The organism is Jeotgalibacillus proteolyticus (assembly GCF_050107735.1).
GTDB classification, from domain to species: Bacteria; Bacillota; Bacilli; order Bacillales; family Jeotgalibacillaceae; genus Jeotgalibacillus; species Jeotgalibacillus proteolyticus_A.
In genome coordinates this window covers 282,419-300,015 of sequence record NZ_JBNILO010000002.1, presented here as the reverse complement: position 1 = coordinate 300,015, position 17,597 = coordinate 282,419, and the positions used below count along the sequence as shown (strand labels likewise).

Here is a 17,597-nt window from a genome sequence, read left to right as displayed (position 1 = left end):
GCATCGTGCAACCAGCAAAAAAAGAGGCGGGACATTTGAGTCACGGCCTCTGCAAAACACTATAGATAAACCCGTTTGATCCAGCGTTTATCTTTTTCCTTTGATATATGAAGTACCAATTGCTTTTGGTGCGTCAGCTCGTCCGATAAAACCTGCCAATGCAAGAATGGTCAGAACGTATGGAGCTGACAGCAGGATCCAGTTAGGTACATCTGCAAGCAAAGGGAAACTTGAACCAATGATTGCAAGACTTTGGGCTAGTCCAAAGAAAAGAGCTGCTCCCATGGCCCCTACTGGATGCCATTTGCCAAAAATTACAGCAGCAAGGGCGATAAATCCTTGTCCCGTAATTGTTGATCCGCTGAAGTCCTGCGTAATCGTCTGAGCATAGACTCCTCCGCCCAATCCACCTAATACACCGGATATAACAACAGCAAGATAACGCATCTTATATACATTAATCCCCATTGTATCCGCAGCTAACGGATGCTCTCCAACAGAGCGCAAACGCAGGCCGAAAGGAGTTTTGAAAAGAACAAACCAAGCAATAAAAGCCACAAAAATCGCTAAATACGACGTTACATAGTTGTTGAACAAGATTGGGCCAATGACCGGAATATCATAAAGCAGAGGGATTTTTTGATAGTATAAAGGTTCAGGAATTTTGTCGGTCTGCCCTGCCCCATACCAGGCTTTTACCAAATAAACGCCAAGTCCCAATGCTAAAAAGTTTATGGCTACTCCGCTCACAACATGATCCGCCCGGAATGTGATGGAGGCTACTGCATGAATCAGTGAGAACAATCCGCCAATTCCCATCGCGACAAGCAGCGCAACCCATGGGGTGGAGGCTCCAAATGCAGAAGCAAATGTGATATTAAAGACCACGGCTGAAAAAGCACCGATTACCATTAACCCTTCTAGTCCGATGTTTACTACTCCCGAACGCTCTGAAAACACACCGCCAAGCGCTGTAAATATAAGCGGGGCTGAAGCAAACAGCATGGATTTTACCAAGATTTCAATTGCTGAGAGGATATCCATTATTGAGCCCCTTTCTTAAAGCGCTGCAGCAAGTATGCAATAATATAGCTTGAAGCAACGAAGAAAATAATAATTGCGATAACAATCTCCACAAGTTCAGTTGGAACTCCGGATTCAAGCGGCATAATGAGAGCTCCCTGTTTTAAAATTCCAAATAAAGCAGCCGCCAGGACAACTCCAATTGCAATATTACCGCCTAAAAGCGCTACTGCAATTCCGTCAAAGCCTACACCTGAAAATGCTCCGTGAATAAATCCGTACCCGAATGTTCCAAGTCCTTCCATTGCTCCTCCAAGACCTGCAAAAGCTCCGGAAATAACCATGGAAAGTACAATATTTCGATTTACATTCATGCCGGCATACTCCGAAGCATTTTGATTAAAACCAACTGAACGCAATTCGAATCCTGTGGATGTTTTTTCTAAAATGATAAAATAAATAATAGCTCCCGCAAGTGCAATAAATATTCCGTAATGCATTGTGGAAAATTCAGTAAGCGCTTCAAAAAAAGGTGATTTTAATGAAGCTGATTCCGGAACACGGTCTGTTGTGTTCTGTTCATCTGAAATAACATATCGAACAAGATAGTTTACTAGATGAAGTGCGATGTAATTCATCATGATGGTGACAATTACTTCATGAACACGAAGACGTGCTTTTAGGATTCCCGGTACAAATGCCCAGAGAGCTCCCGCAATGGCCCCGGCAGCTACTGCCAATGGAAGATGGATGATCTTCGGCAGATCAAAAGCCAACCCTACCCACACAGAAGCAATCCATCCTACAAGAAGCTGTCCTTCAACACCAATATTGAATAAACCGGTTCTGAAAGCAAAGGCTACTGCTAACCCTGCAAAAATATATGGGGTAATTTGCCTGATCGTTTCTCCGATGTAGAAAGTATCACCCAATGAGCCTTTTAAAAGTGCTCCATAGCCCTCGATCGGGTTGTAACCGGACGCTATCATAACAACAGCGCCAATTAACAGCCCCAGCGCCACTGAAATAACCGGAATTAAAATTGTTTGGGCACGACTAAACATCCTTCTTCTCACCTGCTTCCTTTTTCTTAGAGCCCGCCATCAGTAAGCCCAGTTCCTGCTCGGACGTTTCTTTAGGATCGACGGTGGCGATAATATTCCCTTCATAAATGACGGCAATTTTATCACTAACATTCATAATCTCTTCCAGTTCAAATGATAAGAGTAAGACAGCTTTCCCTTTATCCCTCTGATCAATTAAGCGCTGATGAATAAATTCAATGGCCCCCACATCGAGTCCTCTTGTCGGCTGGGCAGCAATCAGAAGATCAGGATCCCTGTCTATTTCGCGGCCGATAATTGCTTTTTGCTGGTTCCCCCCAGATAAAGCTCTCGCCTGTGTGTATTCAGAAGGAGTTCTTACATCAAATTCCTTAATCAATTTCTTTGCCTGTTTATTAATCTCTTTATTGTTCAGCATACTCATTTTTGAATAAGGCTGCTGGTAATAGGTTTGCAGAACCATGTTGTCTCCAATTGGAAAATCAAGCACCAAACCATGCTTATGCCTATCCTGAGGAATATGACCTACTCCAGCTTCAGTAATCTTTCTTGTTTTAAGAGATGACAGTTCTTTCCCGTTTAATTTAATGGAGCCAGAAGCAATTTTTCTTAGACCTGTGATGGCTTCAATCAGTTCCGACTGCCCATTTCCGTCTACCCCTGCAATCCCCACAATTTCACCTGACCGGACGGATAACTCAAGATCTCTAACTGCTTTAACTCCTCGTGTGTCTTTTACATTCAGCCCTTTAATATCAAGAACTACTTCTTTTGGCACCGCAGTCGTTTTTTCTGTCGTGAAAACGACTTCCCTTCCTACCATTAGACTGGCGAGCTGAGTCGGCGTAGCTCCTTCAACATCCAATGTGTTGATGCCAACTCCCTTGCGGATGACTGTCACCCTGTCACAAACAGCAATAATTTCTTTAAGCTTATGGGTAATTAAAATAATAGACTTTCCTTCTGCAATCAGTGTTTTGAAAATTTGCATCAACTCTTTTATTTCCTGTGGAGTCAAGACAGCAGTCGGTTCATCAAATATTAGAATTTCAGCACCACGATAAAGCGTTTTTAATATTTCTGCTCTTTGCTGCATACCGACTGATATGTCTGCAATTTTTGCTTTTGGATCTACGCTGAGGCCATATCGGTCAGAAATCTCCTGAACCTCTTTTTCAGCTTTTTTCATGTCTATGGACAGACCCTTTTTAGGTTCAGATCCCAGCACGATATTTTCAGTCACTGTAAAGGTATCGACTAACATAAAATGCTGATGGACCATTCCAATTCCTAGATCATTCGCTATGTTTGGGCTTGTTATATTAACTTTTTCACCTTTCACTTTTATTTCGCCTTTTTCAGGCTGATAAAGGCCAAAAAGCACATTCATTAACGTAGATTTACCTGCTCCATTTTCTCCAAGCAACGCATGTATTTCCCCTTTTCTTAATTGAAGCGTGATATTATCATTCGCAACAATTCCCGGGAACTCTTTGCGGATGTTCAGCATTTCAATAACATAATCCACCCGTACCCACTCCTTTTAATGCCTTTAGACTCAGTTGTCAGTTGATTGATGTCAGACTTCACGAGTTAAAAGACGCTATAAAAATACTAAATGAAAACAAGAAATTGCATCCGGTTTTCAGTTAAAATTTTTACCTTTATTAGATTTGATTCGAAAAAAAAAGGAATTTCAGGCCGGAAAACCGGCCTTCCATTCCTATATTATTTTCATATTACTCAAGAGTAGATGGCACTTCAATTTCACCATCAAGAATTTGCTGCTGATAGCTTTCAATTTCATCTAAGACTTCCTGAGATAAGTTATCTTGAGTTTCAGCAATAGAAATTCCATTTTCTTCTATTCCATATTCAATAACTTCTCCGCCAGGGAAATCTCCGTCCATTGCGCGCTTAGAAATATCCTGAACAGCAATATCAACACGCTTAACCATTGATGTTAACGTAACGTTTAGTTCTTCACCGTCAGCAGTAAGCACTCCTTCAGCTGACTGATCACGGTCAACACCGATAACCCATACCTGACGATCAGGATCCTGTTGTTTCAGGTTTTTCGCTTCTGTAAATACGCCATTTCCAGTTCCGCCCGCAGCATGATAAATCACGTCTGCTCCTGCACCGTACATTGCTGCAGCCATTTGCTGTCCGCGCGAAGCATTATTAAAATCTCCAGCAAACTGGATATCTACTTCAGCGTCAGGATTAACTGCTTCAACACCCGCTTGGAATCCTGCAGCAAATTTATTAATAAGGTCAGATTCCACGCCGCCCACAAATCCGATTTTATCAGATTCTGTTGTAAGGCCTGCCGCTACTCCAACCAGGAATGATCCTTCATGTTCTTTAAAGGTAATGGAAGCTACATTGTCGCCTTCAGCTACTGAATCTACAATCGCAAAATTTGTGTCCTGCTGCTGAGCTGCTACTTGTTCAATCGCTTCTGTTAATAGAAAACCGATTCCAAAAACAACATCAAAGTCATTACGTGCTGCAGTATTAATATTTGTTACATAATCAGCATCATTATTCGATTGGAAGTAATTGTATCCATCCGTACCTTCTTCAAGACCGTTCTCTTCCCCAAATGCCTGCAAACCTTCCCAGGCAGATTGGTTAAAGGATTTGTCATCAACTCCGCCGGTATCCGTTACCATTGATACTGTAAAATCGCCTGCTGCTTCAGTGCCGCCTGCATTTGACTCGCCGGATGTATCTTCGCTGTCATCTGCACCGCATGCCCCAAGAACTGTGCCTGCTGCAAGAACCATAGATAGTGCCAAACCAAATTTACGCTTTTTCACTTACCGTTACCCCCTAGATGATTTTTCGTGTATTAGTAGGAATGCCGTATGCATTATACACGCTTTCGAACGACGTGAAAGTTGAACCTGTCTGCTCTGAAATAATTTAAAGAATACAGGATCGGTTCATCTTTATCGTCAAAGTGAAGCTGCTTTAAAACAAGAAGTGCTGTTTCAGGCTCACATTCGAGAATCGGAGATATTTTTTCATGATACCCCACCGGCTCTATATGAGTGACAGCGTGTGAAATAAAATGATCGCCGTTTTCCTCTAATAAAGAAAACATCGAACCGTCTTTATGGGTAAAGGACGAAGGCATTAAAGCTGCCGGCACTTTATCCACGCAGTAGACCACGGGATCTCCATTCGCAGTTCTTACACGTTCAATTACAGTCATCTCTTCTTCAGCCGTTTTTAAAAAACGGGACCGGTCTTCATCCGTCGGACTCTGATTAGTCGAGCTTAAGAAAATTGTACCGGGTTCCATTCCTGCCATTTTAATCATATCCGTCACGCTGTATAGCTGCTCAATACCGGAAGTAAAAAGCGGCTTGGCATTCACAAATGTGCCTACTCCGTGGCGGCGTACGATTCGGTTCTCTTCCTCCAGGATGCGCAGTGCTTCTCTTAATGTCGCACGGCTGATTCCCAGCTGCCGAGAAAGTTCAAATTCAGAAGGAAGACGTTCTTTTTCTTTATACACTCCCTTATCGATGTCTCGTTTCAGACGATCGATCACCTGGAGATAAAGGTGCCTATTATCAGTTTTAATCGTCATAAATGGAACCACCACCAAACTCTTTTAAGACATCAGACATCTGATGTATTTCATTCCTACTAATCGAAAATACTATAACACTTTTCGAAATGAAAAGGAATAGCTTTGTAGATTTTTGTCGTTAAATATTTCGATTTAATTACAGGAATATTAATAAATCATCAAAATATGTCTTTTTTTGAGCAGTTAAGCCCTTTCAAAATCCATTATTTTCAATTTAAATAATGATTTTACTTTACACGATTTTAACAATTCAATCTTGTAATCGTTATCAATAGTATAACCTAATTGTTGATAACTTCTTTAAAGGTCAGACATCAAATGTCTTTTCTTCTGCATAATCTCCTATATTTAGGAATGATAAATCGGAATTAGGATATTTATTAGTAACTAGCAGTATGTAGGTAGATGAAGATAAAAAATATAACAGTTGGTTTTTGTTCAACAGTTTCTTTATGGCAGTTTTTTAGTTTTTCTTTTTTCCTAAAGGAATAGTTGAAGCAAAAGAAGAATATGAAAAAATATTGAGGAAACAAATATCACATCAGTTAAAATTAAGAGGGCTAAATTTTTTCAACAAATTAAAATAGAATTGATATCAAAAGGGTGCCATTATAAGGGTTAAGTGGTTTTTATTGCACTCTAACGACGATAAAACCGTCGAGATAAAAATTAAATTTTGTAAGGTGAATTAAATGAAAGTTTAGTGATAAAAGATATAGTAAAAATAGTTAACTAAATCGCTGAGAAAAATAACCTGGGGGAATTTTCAGTAAAAGTAGTGTAAGAAAGAGGCTGTGACAAAACTAAAAAAATTTAAAGACTGTAGAAGTATTTAGCAATAGTTAGAGCAGAGGAGAGTGTAGCGGAAGGTGGCGACTGCAGGATTTGACGGCAGGCTGAGACTTTACAGGGCAAGGCCCTGGAAAGTCTCAGCGCCGTCCCTGCGGAAAGCGTCCGCCTGAAGCGCAGTGAACCGGTCGTAGAGCTTGAGACACTTTTGTTCCAAGCTCTTATTAAAATGTATGAATAGTTATTTGTATCTAACGGTTATACCTGACTGCTGTCTTCGGCTTGTTTTGAAACCAGAACAGTCCGGGGTTTGCTCCCTTCATATGGACCAACGATTCCACGCTGTTCCATAGCATCTATCAATCTTGCTGCTCTGGTGTAGCCGACGCGGAACCTTCTTTGAAGCATGGATACGGAAGCTGTCTGCATGTCGACAATGAGCGCTACTGCTTCATCAAACAACTCATCTTCTACATCGTTTACAGCAGTTTCAGGGACATCATCGGGGATCATTTCATCCTGGTATTGTGCTTTTTGCTGTTCAATTACAAAATTCACAACATCCTCAACCTCCTGATCGCTTAAGAAAGCCCCCTGTACACGAACAGGTTTATTAGCACCAATCGGCATAAACAGCATGTCACCTCGACCAAGCAGTTTTTCAGCACCGCCGGAATCTAATATAGTACGGGAATCAATCTGAGACGAAACCGCAAATGCAATCCTAGACGGGATGTTCGCTTTGATCACGCCTGTAATAACGTCTACAGAAGGTCGCTGCGTAGCAATGATCAAATGGATGCCTGCAGCCCGAGCCATCTGCGCCAGTCTGGTGATTGCATCTTCCACATCATTTGACGCGACCATCATTAAATCTGCAAGCTCATCTACAATAACAACAATATAAGGCAACTGTGGCTGCTTTTCTTCATTGTTGTCATTAAACTTCCGTACATGTTCGTTATAGCCTTCTATATTTCTCGTTCCCGTATGAGAAAACAAATCATATCTTCTTTCCATCTCACTGACCACTTTTTTCAAAGCCTGCGAAGCCTTTTTAGGATCTGTTACAACAGGTGCAAGCAAATGCGGAACTCCATTGTATACATTGAGCTCAACCATTTTTGGATCAATCATCATCAGCTTTACTTCATGTGGTTTGGTTCTCATTAAAATAGAAATGATAATCCCATTGATGCAAACACTTTTTCCGCTTCCGGTCGCACCCGCTACAAGAAGGTGAGGCATTTTATTGAGTTCAGCTACTACAGCTTCCCCTGTGATATCTCTTCCCAGTCCAATCAGCAGTTTTGCAGCATCACGATCTTTTCCCTGTGCTTCTAATACTTCTCGTAAAGAAACCATTGCCACTTCAGAATTCGGCACTTCAATCCCTATGGCAGATTTCCCGGGAATCGGCGCTTCAATGCGTATATCTTTTGCTGCTAAAGCCAGAGCCAGATCGTCATTTAAATTAACAATCTTGCTTACTTTAACGCCCACATCTGGATGAACCTCATATTTTGTCACAGCCGGTCCAAGGTGAACCTGTGTAACCTTAGCCCTTACTCCAAAGCTTTGAAACGTTTTTTCAAGCTTGGAGGCGTTCCGCTGAATGGCTTTGTATTCATTGCTTTGGTCTGCATGAGGCGGGACGGAAAGCAAGTCCATACTTGGCAGAATATAATCTTTATTTTCAATTTCAGCAACGCCTGCTGCAGCTTGGGCTAATTTTTCAATGTCTATTTCCTCCGTTGTTTGTTCAGGCTCTTGTTCAGTCTTGACTTGCTGAGGTTTGTTTTGTTCAGGTAGTGCAACTTTTTCAGAAAAGCTGGAAATTAAAGGTTCAAATGAATCTTCATCTCTCGGAAGAATAACCTGTTCCTCATGGTCTGTTTCAAGAGGCTCTTCTTTTCTTTTATCAGGCGCTTTCCCGCTTCTTCTGGCAATTTGTTCCGCCTTTTTTTGTTCCTTCTTCTGGTTTCTTTTTTCAGTAAGATCTGATTGAACCGACTGCCACATTTCTTTGCACCAGCTGAAAAGAAATGCTCCAGCTGTTTTAATGACAGCTCCGAGCGATCGGTTTGACATCATAATGAGTCCGGCGATTAAAATAGCTATTGCCGCAATTTTTGCTCCTGTGGATGCAAACAGATAATGGAAGACTGCATAAAGGAGAGCCCCTGTCATTCCTGCACCAACATTGGTCGTTTCGTTTTTGATCAATTCTTCATGCGTTTCTTTAAAAGCACTAAATGACTGTAACAACCCTTCCTCAGCGAGCTGATCAAAAAACAGTACATGAGCAAAAAGAAAAATGCTAACGAGCACCAGTAAGATCCCCGTCGTAATTCTGTGAGTCAAATCGGGCACTGTACGATAAATCATTAAGTAAAATGAAAAAGCTATAATGGAAACCGGCAGCAGCAGCTGAAAATTACCCAATAGATAGGTAGAGGCGGTGGTCAGCAAACTGCCTACAGGTCCAAGTTTAAAAATAGTAATTAATGAGAGCGCAATCAGTCCGACCCCCATTAATTCATAGGCCAGAGGGGTCGTTTTCTTTTTGTTTTTCTGCCCTTTAGAAGATGTCCGTTTTTGCTTAGTGGACGGTTTCGGCTTTGTGGCCGCCATATTATCACCTGCTGTCTATAAATTGAAAAAGAAAGCAGACAATGATGCCTGCCTGCTTTTCTTTGTCTTAGAAGATGTTTACGTCTGTCTTCATGTATTAAACTTCCATGATTATTGGGAGAATCATTGGTCTTCTTTTTGTTTTCGTATACAAAAGATGATTTAATGAATCGCGGATTTCCTGCTTGATGCTCGACCAGTCAAAGGTGCGATTTTCAACATTTTTTTCAACGATGTTTCGCACGAGCACAGTAGATTCATCCATTAATTTTTCAGATTCGCGCACATAAACAAATCCTCTCGAGATTACCTCAGGACCAGCAGCAATGGATTTAGTTTTCCTGTTGAGTGTGACAACCACAAGCAAAACACCGTCTTGTGACAGCAATCTGCGGTCACGAAGTACAATATTTCCTACATCGCCGACTCCTTTGCCGTCGATTAACACATTGCCTGTTTGAACTCTGCCGCTCATTTTCATTTTGCCGCCAGCGTATTCAACGATATCACCTTTATCAGCAATAAAAATATTTGATCTTGGAACACTGGTTTCCTCAGCAATTCTGGCATGCGTTATAAGATGTCTGTACTCACCCTGAATCGGCACAAAATATCTTGGTTTCATTAAATTAATCATCATTTTCAAATCTTCCTGGCTGCCATGCCCTGAAACATGTACATTTTTGCTTGCTGTTAAAACATTCGCGCCCGCTCTTGCCAATTCGTTAACAGACCGGTACAGAAATACTTCCATACCAGGAGAAGGTGTGAATGTAATTAAGACGGTATCGCCTTCCTGTATGTTTACCACTTCATGTGTCTGATTCGCCATGCTTTGCATGACTTTAAAAGGCTCATCATGGGTGCCTGAAAGAATGATTACGATTTCATCATCCTGGTACTCGTTAATCTGGTTTGGTTCAATCCGGGTTTTATCATCATATGTCAAGAATTCAAGACGGGAAGCGACGTTTACTACTTTTTCAACTGCTTCGCCAATCACCGCCACTTTTCTTCCTGCTTTTTTGGCAACATCAAAAACCTGCTGAATACGAATCAGATTGGACGCATAACATGTAACAATAATTCTTCCTTTTGCTTTGTTAAAGCTGGACGAAACATGATTTTCCACGACTGACTCAGAAATCGTGTGTCCCGGTCTTTCAGCTTCTGTGCTGTCGGATAAAAGAGCAAACACTCCCTTTTCACCAAGCTTAGCCATTTTCCCTATGTTTGAAGCATATCCGCCTTTTGCTGACTGATCAAATTTAAATTCACCTGTGTGAACGATTGCCCCTTCAGATGTATGAATGGCAATTCCCAATGAATCAGGGATGCTGTGTGTGGTTTGAAAGAAAGTAACATTTACCGTGTCAAACTTCATATTGCTTTTTTCATGCACAATAAAAAACTTGACTCTTTCCTTAAATCCATATTCATTAAGCCCTGCTTTAGCAAGTGCAACAGTGAGTTTTGATCCGTATACTGGCGCCTTTACTTTTTCCAGCAGGTAGGGCAAAGAACCGATCGCATCATCATGCCCGTGCGTTAGAAAGATCGCTTTCACTCTTTCTTTGTTAGATTCAAGATAATTAAAATCCGGAATCACGATATCGATGCCGTACATCTCTTCTTCAGGGAACATAAGTCCCGAATCTATAATGAACAGATCATCATCTACTTCAATTACATACATATTTTTACCGATTTCGCCTACTCCACCCAGTGGAATAATTCTTATCTTTTCATTTATTACTTTAGACAATCCCATTTCCTCCTATATCTCTTTTTCCCGTTCTTTCAACAGTTGTGTTCATTATACTCGATCCTTACCAAACTGTACACGTTATTTGTCAGTGTTTACGTTCCGCTGCCTTTTTAATCTCCTGCTATGTATAAAGAAAAACATCTGAGGGGATTTGGCCACCCTCAGATGAGTTGGATTATTTTAATAAATTTACTTGATTATGAAATTTTTCTACCGCAGTTCTCAATTGTTCTTTTTCGCTTGAAGAAAGAGGTACTAGCGGAAGCCTCAAGCCCCCGCAGGAGATGCCTTTATCCTCTAACGCTACTTTAACCGGTGCAGGATTAGGCTGAGCAAAAAGAGATCGTATCAGCGGAAGCAGCTGCTGATGCAGAATGGCTGCTTCCTGCAAACGGCCTTCATTAAACGCCTTTACCATTCTTTGCATTTCATTTCCTGCAATATGAGAAGCGACTGATACTACCCCATGCCCTCCGACAGCAAGCAGTGGAAGAGTTAACCCGTCATCCCCGCTGTATACGAGAAAGTCTTTTTCTGTCTTTGATAAAATTTCAGTCATCTGATCGATATCACCACTCGCTTCTTTTACCGATGTGATATTCTCGATTTTAGATAATCGAACGATTGTCTCAGGCAGAATATTCACAGCTGATCTTCCTGGAATATTGTAAATCATAACAGGAACGTCTACAGCATTTGCAACTGCTGCAAAGTGCTGATAAAGTCCCTCCTGACTTGGTTTGCTGTAATAAGGCGCTACAAGCATTATGGCATCTGCTCCTGCCTGCACCGCTTTAATCGACAGATCAATCGAACCTTGAGTATTATTGCTTCCGGTTCCCGCAATAACAGGAACTCTTCCATCTGCTATAGCAGCAGTGTATTCAAATAAACTGACTTTTTCATCATTTGATAAAGTAGGTGACTCCCCCGTTGTGCCTCCAACGACCAATGAATCAGAGCCGTTTTCTATAAGGTAGTTGATTAATGCAGCTGTTCGTTCAAAATCAATAGTTCCATCCTTTCCAAAAGGGGTAACCATTGCGGTGGAAACACGTCCGAAATCCATTTTTTTCACTCCTGTAAGCTTTTAGTACGTGCTGGTTTTGAGTTTGTATTAAATATAAACTGCTCATGTAACTTTTTTTGAGCATGATCTGCGTACTTTTCGTCAACAAGAACCCAGAATGTCATGTGACTGTCTGCAGTTTGAAGGATTCTGATTTTTTCTTTTGCGAGCGTTGTGACGATGGTAGAAGTGATACCGGGTTTTCCTTTCATCCCTTCACCAATTAAAGCAATTTTAGCTACGTGATCAATCACTTCAGGATGAAAACCCTCGTTCTCCAGAAGCGTTTGAACATATTGAACATTTTGAGATTCAATGGTAAACCGGACTTCATGAGGATGAATGGAGATTAAATCCACACTGATCTCCTGCTGTGCAACGAGCTGAAAAATCCGATCGTAGTCAAATGCAGAGACCCTGATTTGAGCTAAATTTTTTATGGCGGATATAGATTGTATATCCCTGCTTATATGGTGTACGGATTGTTTTCCGACCCAGGTGCCGTTTTCCCCTATAAGCGGGCCTACCCACATTGGAATTTTGTAGCGTTTTGCCCATTCCACTGCATTAGGATGAATGACTTTTGCTCCCTGATAAGCGATATGACTGGCTTCGTCGTAGGAAATATACTGAAGAGTCGAAGGGTCATCCACAACTGTAGGATCACCGCTCATCACTCCTTCAACATCTGTATAAATAAAAACTGCATCTGCTTTCACACTGCATGCAAGGGCTGAAGCAGTGGTGTCGCTTCCTCCTCTTCCAAGTGTGGAGATACGGCCGTTTTTTGTAATGCCCTGAAATCCTGTGACAACCACCACATCGACTTCTTTAAAAGCTTGATAAAAAGGATCGCCGCTTACTTTGTTAATTGTAGCATGCCTGTAATTATTGTCGGTAATAATTTGAGCTTCTCTCCCCGTCATGATTTGCGACGGGATTCCTTTTGAGGCCAAATCGTGTGAAAATACAGCAGCAGATATAACCTCACCGCATGATAGAAGCAAAGACTGCTGCTCTGGAGGAATTAGTATATTCTTATTTTCAGAGATTAGCGAAAGCAGTGTGTCTGTTGAATAGGGATCGCCCATACGGCCTTGCGCCGAGACGACTACAATTGATTTGAGACCCTTTTCGACGGCTTTTTCAACATGACTTACAGCTGCTGCTCTTAACGCTTTGGAAGTTAATGAACTTCCTCCAAATTTCTGAACGACAATATTCAATGCAGAACTCCTCGCTTTCCTGCAGCGTGAGGAGATTTTAGGTTAAACGAGTTTTAGCTTAACTAAGCTTTCAGCAATTTGTACGGAATTCCACGCTGCGCCTTTAAGTAAATTATCTGATACGATCCACATATGAAAGCCGTTTTCTTCATCCAGATCTTTTCGCACGCGTCCAACAAACACTTCGAGCTTGCCTGCTGCCGTACTTGGCATTGGGTAAAGCTGTTCATCAGGAGAATCCTGAAGGACTACGCCTGGCGCCTGCTTTAAAAGCTGCTGAATATCCGCTGCCGTTTTGCCGCTTTCATCCACTTCAATGTAAACTGATTCAGAATGTCCCGTTTCAACCGGCAGACGCACGCATGTAGCAGAAACTTTAAGTTTAGGCATATGCATGATTTTTTTTGTTTCATTAATCATTTTCATTTCCTCAAAAGTAAAGCCATTCCCATCAAAGTTATCGATTTGGGGAACTGCATTAAATGCAATCGGATAATGACGGTCTGCTCCTTTAACAGGGAGGATCCTGGCTTCTGCTTCACCGCCGTTTAAAATGGTTCTTGACTGTTCTTTCATTTCATCAATTGCATTAATTCCAGCTCCTGAAACCGCCTGGTAAGTGGAAACGACAACCTTTTTCAAACCAAGCGCCTGCCGAATCGGCTCTAAAGCAGCGACCATCTGGATGGTTGAACAATTTGGATTTGCTATAATCCCTTTATGCTGAACAAGATCGGCTTCATTTACTTCGGGTACAACAAGCGGCACTCCTTCTTCCATTCGAAATGCACTGGTATTGTCGATAACAATTGCACCGTGTTTAACTGCAGCAGGCGCAAGTTCTTTAGAAACGCTTCCCCCTGCAGAAAACAAGGCGATATCCACACCGCTGAATTTTTCGGGAGCTGCTTCCTGTATAATAATTTCCTTACCTTTAAATGTAAGTGACTGACCTGCTGACCTTGCAGAGGATAGTAATGTTAATTTTTCTATTGGAAATTGGCGCTGCTCTAAAATAGCCAGCATCTGCGTGCCAACTGCTCCTGTTGCTCCGACGATTGCTACATGATATCCCTGTGCTTTCACGTTGAATCCCTCCTGCTTACATCCATTGACGCATTAGACAGATAAAGCGTAAATGTGTAATTTCGTAGAATACATTGTATCACTTTCTGTCTAATATTCTCAATCTCTTTTATTCTGCAGATCTCATTTTTAACACCGGCTGCACCTGTTTTCCCTCTATAGCGGCTAAAATAGTTTCAGATATATCCTCCATATGAGCAACTAATGAATTGGGTTTATTGATCGGATCGTCCTGGCCGTAGGGCACAAAATAAATATTTTTCGTTGCCATCAATTTCATGATGTTAACCCCGTTCAACCCTAAGCCATCATTGGTTGAAATTCCGATGACTACAGGCTTTCCATTACGCAATGTAGCTTTGGCCGCCATCAAAACCGGAGAATCAGTTAATGCATTCGCAAGCTTGCTCAGTGAATTTCCTGTTAAAGGAGCAATCACCATACAGTCTACAGGGATTTTGGGTCCCATAGGCTCTGCATCTACAATGGTCCGGATGCTTTTACACTGTGTCACTTCTTCAATTCTTTTAATCCATTCTTCCCCTTCACCAAATCGGGTATTTGTCTGCTGCATGGTCATACTCACCACAGGCTGAACTTCAGCACCCAGTGCCACCAGTTTCTCTATTTGGGGGAAAACCTCATGATACGTACAATGCGAGCCAGTTAAACCAAATCCAATTCTTTTTCCTTTAAAGGTCATGATTGTCCTCCTAATGTAAGACTTTTATTTTGAACTTATCCGTTCGATTATAGAGGAAGCCAGAATAAGACCTGCTGTTTTTGGTGCAATAATTCCTGGAAGACTTGGCGCATCAATGTATCGCAAGCCCAGTGATTCTGCTGTTTGGGAACTGATTGCTTTTGGTCCTGATGCTAATTCTATGACGAGGCAATGATGGGAAACCTGATTTAAAACGTCCTCGGAAAATACAGTATCTGACGGTATGGTATTGATCCAGGCATCGAGCGTACCCATTCTGCTGTGAATCATGTCCAGATCAACGGGCTCTATACTCATTTCACTCATTCTTGCTTTTTCAGAACTGCTGGTCGTTCCTCCAAGAACAGAAGCCCCAAGCGATTTTAACCGGTTCGCTATTGTCATGCCAATTCGCCCAAATCCCGTCACAAGAATGGTTGACCCATGTATGGTGTGATCGGTATGCTGTAAAAGCAGCCATAGGACTCCTTCTGCAGTTGGAATGGAATTTAAAATGGCAATCTGGTCTTCGTCCATTAAGTAAACAACCGGCCTTTTAAGCTGTTCAAGCCAAACTGTGGGAATTCCTGAAAACAGCAGGCATGAAGTTTTCAGCCTTTTAAAACATTCAATGTCCAATGTCACAGGTTTACTTGAAAACGAAGAGCGGACAGCACCTTCTTCTCCCACACCGCTTACGGGAAAAACAATGGCATCCAGCTCTTCATACGGTAATTCATGGCTATCCATTTTGGTAAATCCGGGTTCTGTTAATGCCAGTTGATCAAAGCCAACTACATACAGATTCGCCCCACACAACTGACAATGGTGAGCGATCTCCTTCTGTCTTGCATCTCCACCAACAATAGCTATATTGCAGCCATCTAAGCTTGACGTATTTGTCATCCAGCTCACTCATTTCACTGTTCTTCTTTCTGTTCTATTGTATGTAACACTCCTTTCGACTGTGACGATCCATCCGTTTCCTCCTGATCAATCAAAATCATTTCTTCGCCAATGGTTTTAATGTATTTCCACGGTATTGCCAGCTCTTTAGGCGATTTCGAAAATGCTGTCCATCTTCCAACAGGTACAACTACAGCTTCAACCGCACCTGTCACAGGGTTAAATTCCACATCTGTTTCGCCAAGAATGCCCATTCTCTCGGCCCGCTGAATATGAATGATTTCCTTGCCGCTAAGTTCGCTTAATTTCATTTTTTCCACACTCCTTTAACGTCATTGTATGAAAAAAAAACCCTAAGATGAGCAATCATCTCAGGGTCATTATTTACCTTGCTAAATTTTACATCAAGCGAAGGATTTAGGCTTAATTTCATTAGGGGAAACAAGGGACACTGCAAAGTTATCGGTTAAAACATTTTCTGCAATAGTTTTAACAGAGTCTAACGTAACCCCATCAATCCGCTCAATGACTTCATCCATTGTGCGGTGGTAGCCGAGCATTAATTCATTTTTACCGTTTCTGCTCATTCTTGCATTCGTACTTTCAAGACCAAGCATTAAATTGCCTTTAAGCTGTTCTTTCGCATAAAGCAGTTCCTTTGCGGTCATTCCTTTATCTTTAAAGGTGGCTAAAGTGGACTGAATCGTCTCATAAAGCGAATCCAGCTGTTCCGCTCCGGTTCCCGCATAAACCGTCAGCATTCCGCTGTCCTTGTGAGCAGAATGGTAGGAAAAGACGGAATAAGCCAGACCTCTCTCTTCTCTTACTTCCTGAAACAAACGCGAAGACATGCTTCCACCAAGAACGTTATTCATCACAATTAAACTGTAGCTGTCTTTGTCTCCAAGCGGCAGCCCGTTAAAACCAAAACATAGATGAGCCTGCTCTGTATCCTTTTTCTTCATTAATTGCTGATCGTAAAAAACAGGAACTTCAAGATCTTCTTTTCCTGAAGAAAGATTTTTATATTTGCCAAATAAATCTTCAACTTCTTTAATGAAGGATTCGTCTACGTTTCCTGCGACTGAAACTACCACCTGATCAGGAGAATACATCTTATCTACATACTGGTTCAGCTTATCTCGATCAAAGGACCGGATCGTATCCTCCGTACCCAGAATTGGATATCCTAGAGGATGCTTTTGATACACTGCTTCCCCTAATAAATCGTGAACAATATCATCAGGCGTATCTTCATACATTTTAATTTCTTCAAGCACTACATTTTTTTCTTTTTCAAGCTCCGTTTCGTCAAAGGCAGAATTAAAAAACATATCTCCTAAAACGTGTAAGGCATGTGATGCATGGTTATCCATGACTTTAGCGTAATAGCAGGTATATTCTTTGGACGTAAACGCATTGACTTGTCCACCTATACTATCGAATGCTTCAGCAATTTGCCTGGCAGTCCGTTCTTTCGTTCCTTTAAAAAGCATATGCTCTAAGAAATGAGAGATTCCATTGTTCTCTTCATTCTCATATCGGGACCCAGCTCCTATCCAGACTCCAACTGCAACTGAGCGTACAGTAGGAATTTGTTCCAGCACAATGCGCAGGCCGTTTGGGCACGTATGGCGAGTAATCATAAAAACATCTCCTATTGTAAAATACGGTGTCGCTATAAAAGAGCAACTACATTAAAAAACCTACCTTCCATAATAC

The 17,597-nt window shown here is 41.6% G+C and carries 14 protein-coding genes; all 14 read right to left on the bottom strand.

Features of this window, described 5'->3' with window-relative positions:
- Positions 1-87: 87 nt before the first annotated feature.
- On the bottom strand, positions 88-1,044 hold the full coding sequence (locus ACQCT8_RS04295) for an ABC transporter permease (RefSeq protein ID WP_426868754.1): 957 nt from the start codon (positions 1,042-1,044) through the stop codon (positions 88-90).
- Positions 1,044-2,087 (bottom strand): ABC transporter permease, encoded by a 1,044-nt coding sequence (locus ACQCT8_RS04290; protein ID WP_426868752.1) that lies wholly within the window; start codon positions 2,085-2,087, stop codon positions 1,044-1,046. The genes ACQCT8_RS04295 and ACQCT8_RS04290 overlap by 1 nt, the downstream gene beginning before the upstream one ends.
- Positions 2,080-3,615: an ABC transporter ATP-binding protein gene (locus ACQCT8_RS04285; RefSeq protein WP_426868750.1), complete on the bottom strand. Its 1,536-nt coding sequence runs from the start codon at positions 3,613-3,615 to the stop codon at positions 2,080-2,082. Before ACQCT8_RS04285 ends, ACQCT8_RS04290 begins: the two co-directional genes overlap by 8 nt.
- Before the next feature lie 211 nt (positions 3,616-3,826).
- Complete coding sequence (locus ACQCT8_RS04280; RefSeq protein ID WP_426868748.1) at positions 3,827-4,912, bottom strand: BMP family lipoprotein; 1,086 nt, start codon at positions 4,910-4,912, stop codon at positions 3,827-3,829.
- 53 nt (positions 4,913-4,965) lie between these two features.
- The gene (locus ACQCT8_RS04275; RefSeq protein ID WP_426868746.1) at positions 4,966-5,691 is read right to left on the bottom strand and encodes a GntR family transcriptional regulator; all 726 of its coding nucleotides are present in this window, start codon (positions 5,689-5,691) and stop codon (positions 4,966-4,968) included.
- Positions 5,692-6,741: 1,050 nt separating this feature from the next.
- Complete coding sequence (locus tag ACQCT8_RS04270) at positions 6,742-9,117, bottom strand: DNA translocase FtsK (RefSeq protein ID WP_426868744.1); 2,376 nt, start codon at positions 9,115-9,117, stop codon at positions 6,742-6,744.
- A gap of 97 nt (positions 9,118-9,214) precedes the next feature.
- Positions 9,215-10,882: a ribonuclease J gene (locus ACQCT8_RS04265; RefSeq protein ID WP_426868742.1), complete on the bottom strand. Its 1,668-nt coding sequence runs from the start codon at positions 10,880-10,882 to the stop codon at positions 9,215-9,217.
- Between the two features lie 178 nt (positions 10,883-11,060).
- Positions 11,061-11,954, bottom strand: a complete 894-nt coding sequence (dapA, locus tag ACQCT8_RS04260) for a 4-hydroxy-tetrahydrodipicolinate synthase (RefSeq protein ID WP_426868740.1) — start codon at positions 11,952-11,954, stop codon at positions 11,061-11,063.
- A gap of 5 nt (positions 11,955-11,959) precedes the next feature.
- Positions 11,960-13,180 (bottom strand): aspartate kinase, encoded by a 1,221-nt coding sequence (locus ACQCT8_RS04255; RefSeq protein WP_426868739.1) that lies wholly within the window; start codon positions 13,178-13,180, stop codon positions 11,960-11,962.
- Positions 13,181-13,222: 42 nt separating this feature from the next.
- Positions 13,223-14,266 (bottom strand): aspartate-semialdehyde dehydrogenase, encoded by a 1,044-nt coding sequence (asd, locus tag ACQCT8_RS04250; protein WP_426868737.1) that lies wholly within the window; start codon positions 14,264-14,266, stop codon positions 13,223-13,225.
- A 109-nt stretch (positions 14,267-14,375) separates the two neighbouring features.
- A complete protein-coding gene (locus ACQCT8_RS04245; protein WP_426868735.1) occupies positions 14,376-14,969 on the bottom strand; it encodes a dipicolinate synthase subunit B in 594 nt (197 codons plus the stop codon).
- A gap of 24 nt (positions 14,970-14,993) precedes the next feature.
- Positions 14,994-15,875, bottom strand: coding sequence for a dipicolinate synthase subunit DpsA (gene dpsA / locus ACQCT8_RS04240; protein WP_426868733.1), 882 nt, complete (start codon positions 15,873-15,875; stop codon positions 14,994-14,996).
- Between the two features lie 14 nt (positions 15,876-15,889).
- Positions 15,890-16,186 (bottom strand): YlmC/YmxH family sporulation protein, encoded by a 297-nt coding sequence (locus ACQCT8_RS04235; RefSeq protein WP_278239050.1) that lies wholly within the window; start codon positions 16,184-16,186, stop codon positions 15,890-15,892.
- 93 nt (positions 16,187-16,279) lie between these two features.
- A complete protein-coding gene (locus ACQCT8_RS04230; RefSeq protein WP_426868730.1) occupies positions 16,280-17,521 on the bottom strand; it encodes a M16 family metallopeptidase in 1,242 nt (413 codons plus the stop codon).
- Between the last annotated feature and the right edge of the window lie 76 nt (positions 17,522-17,597).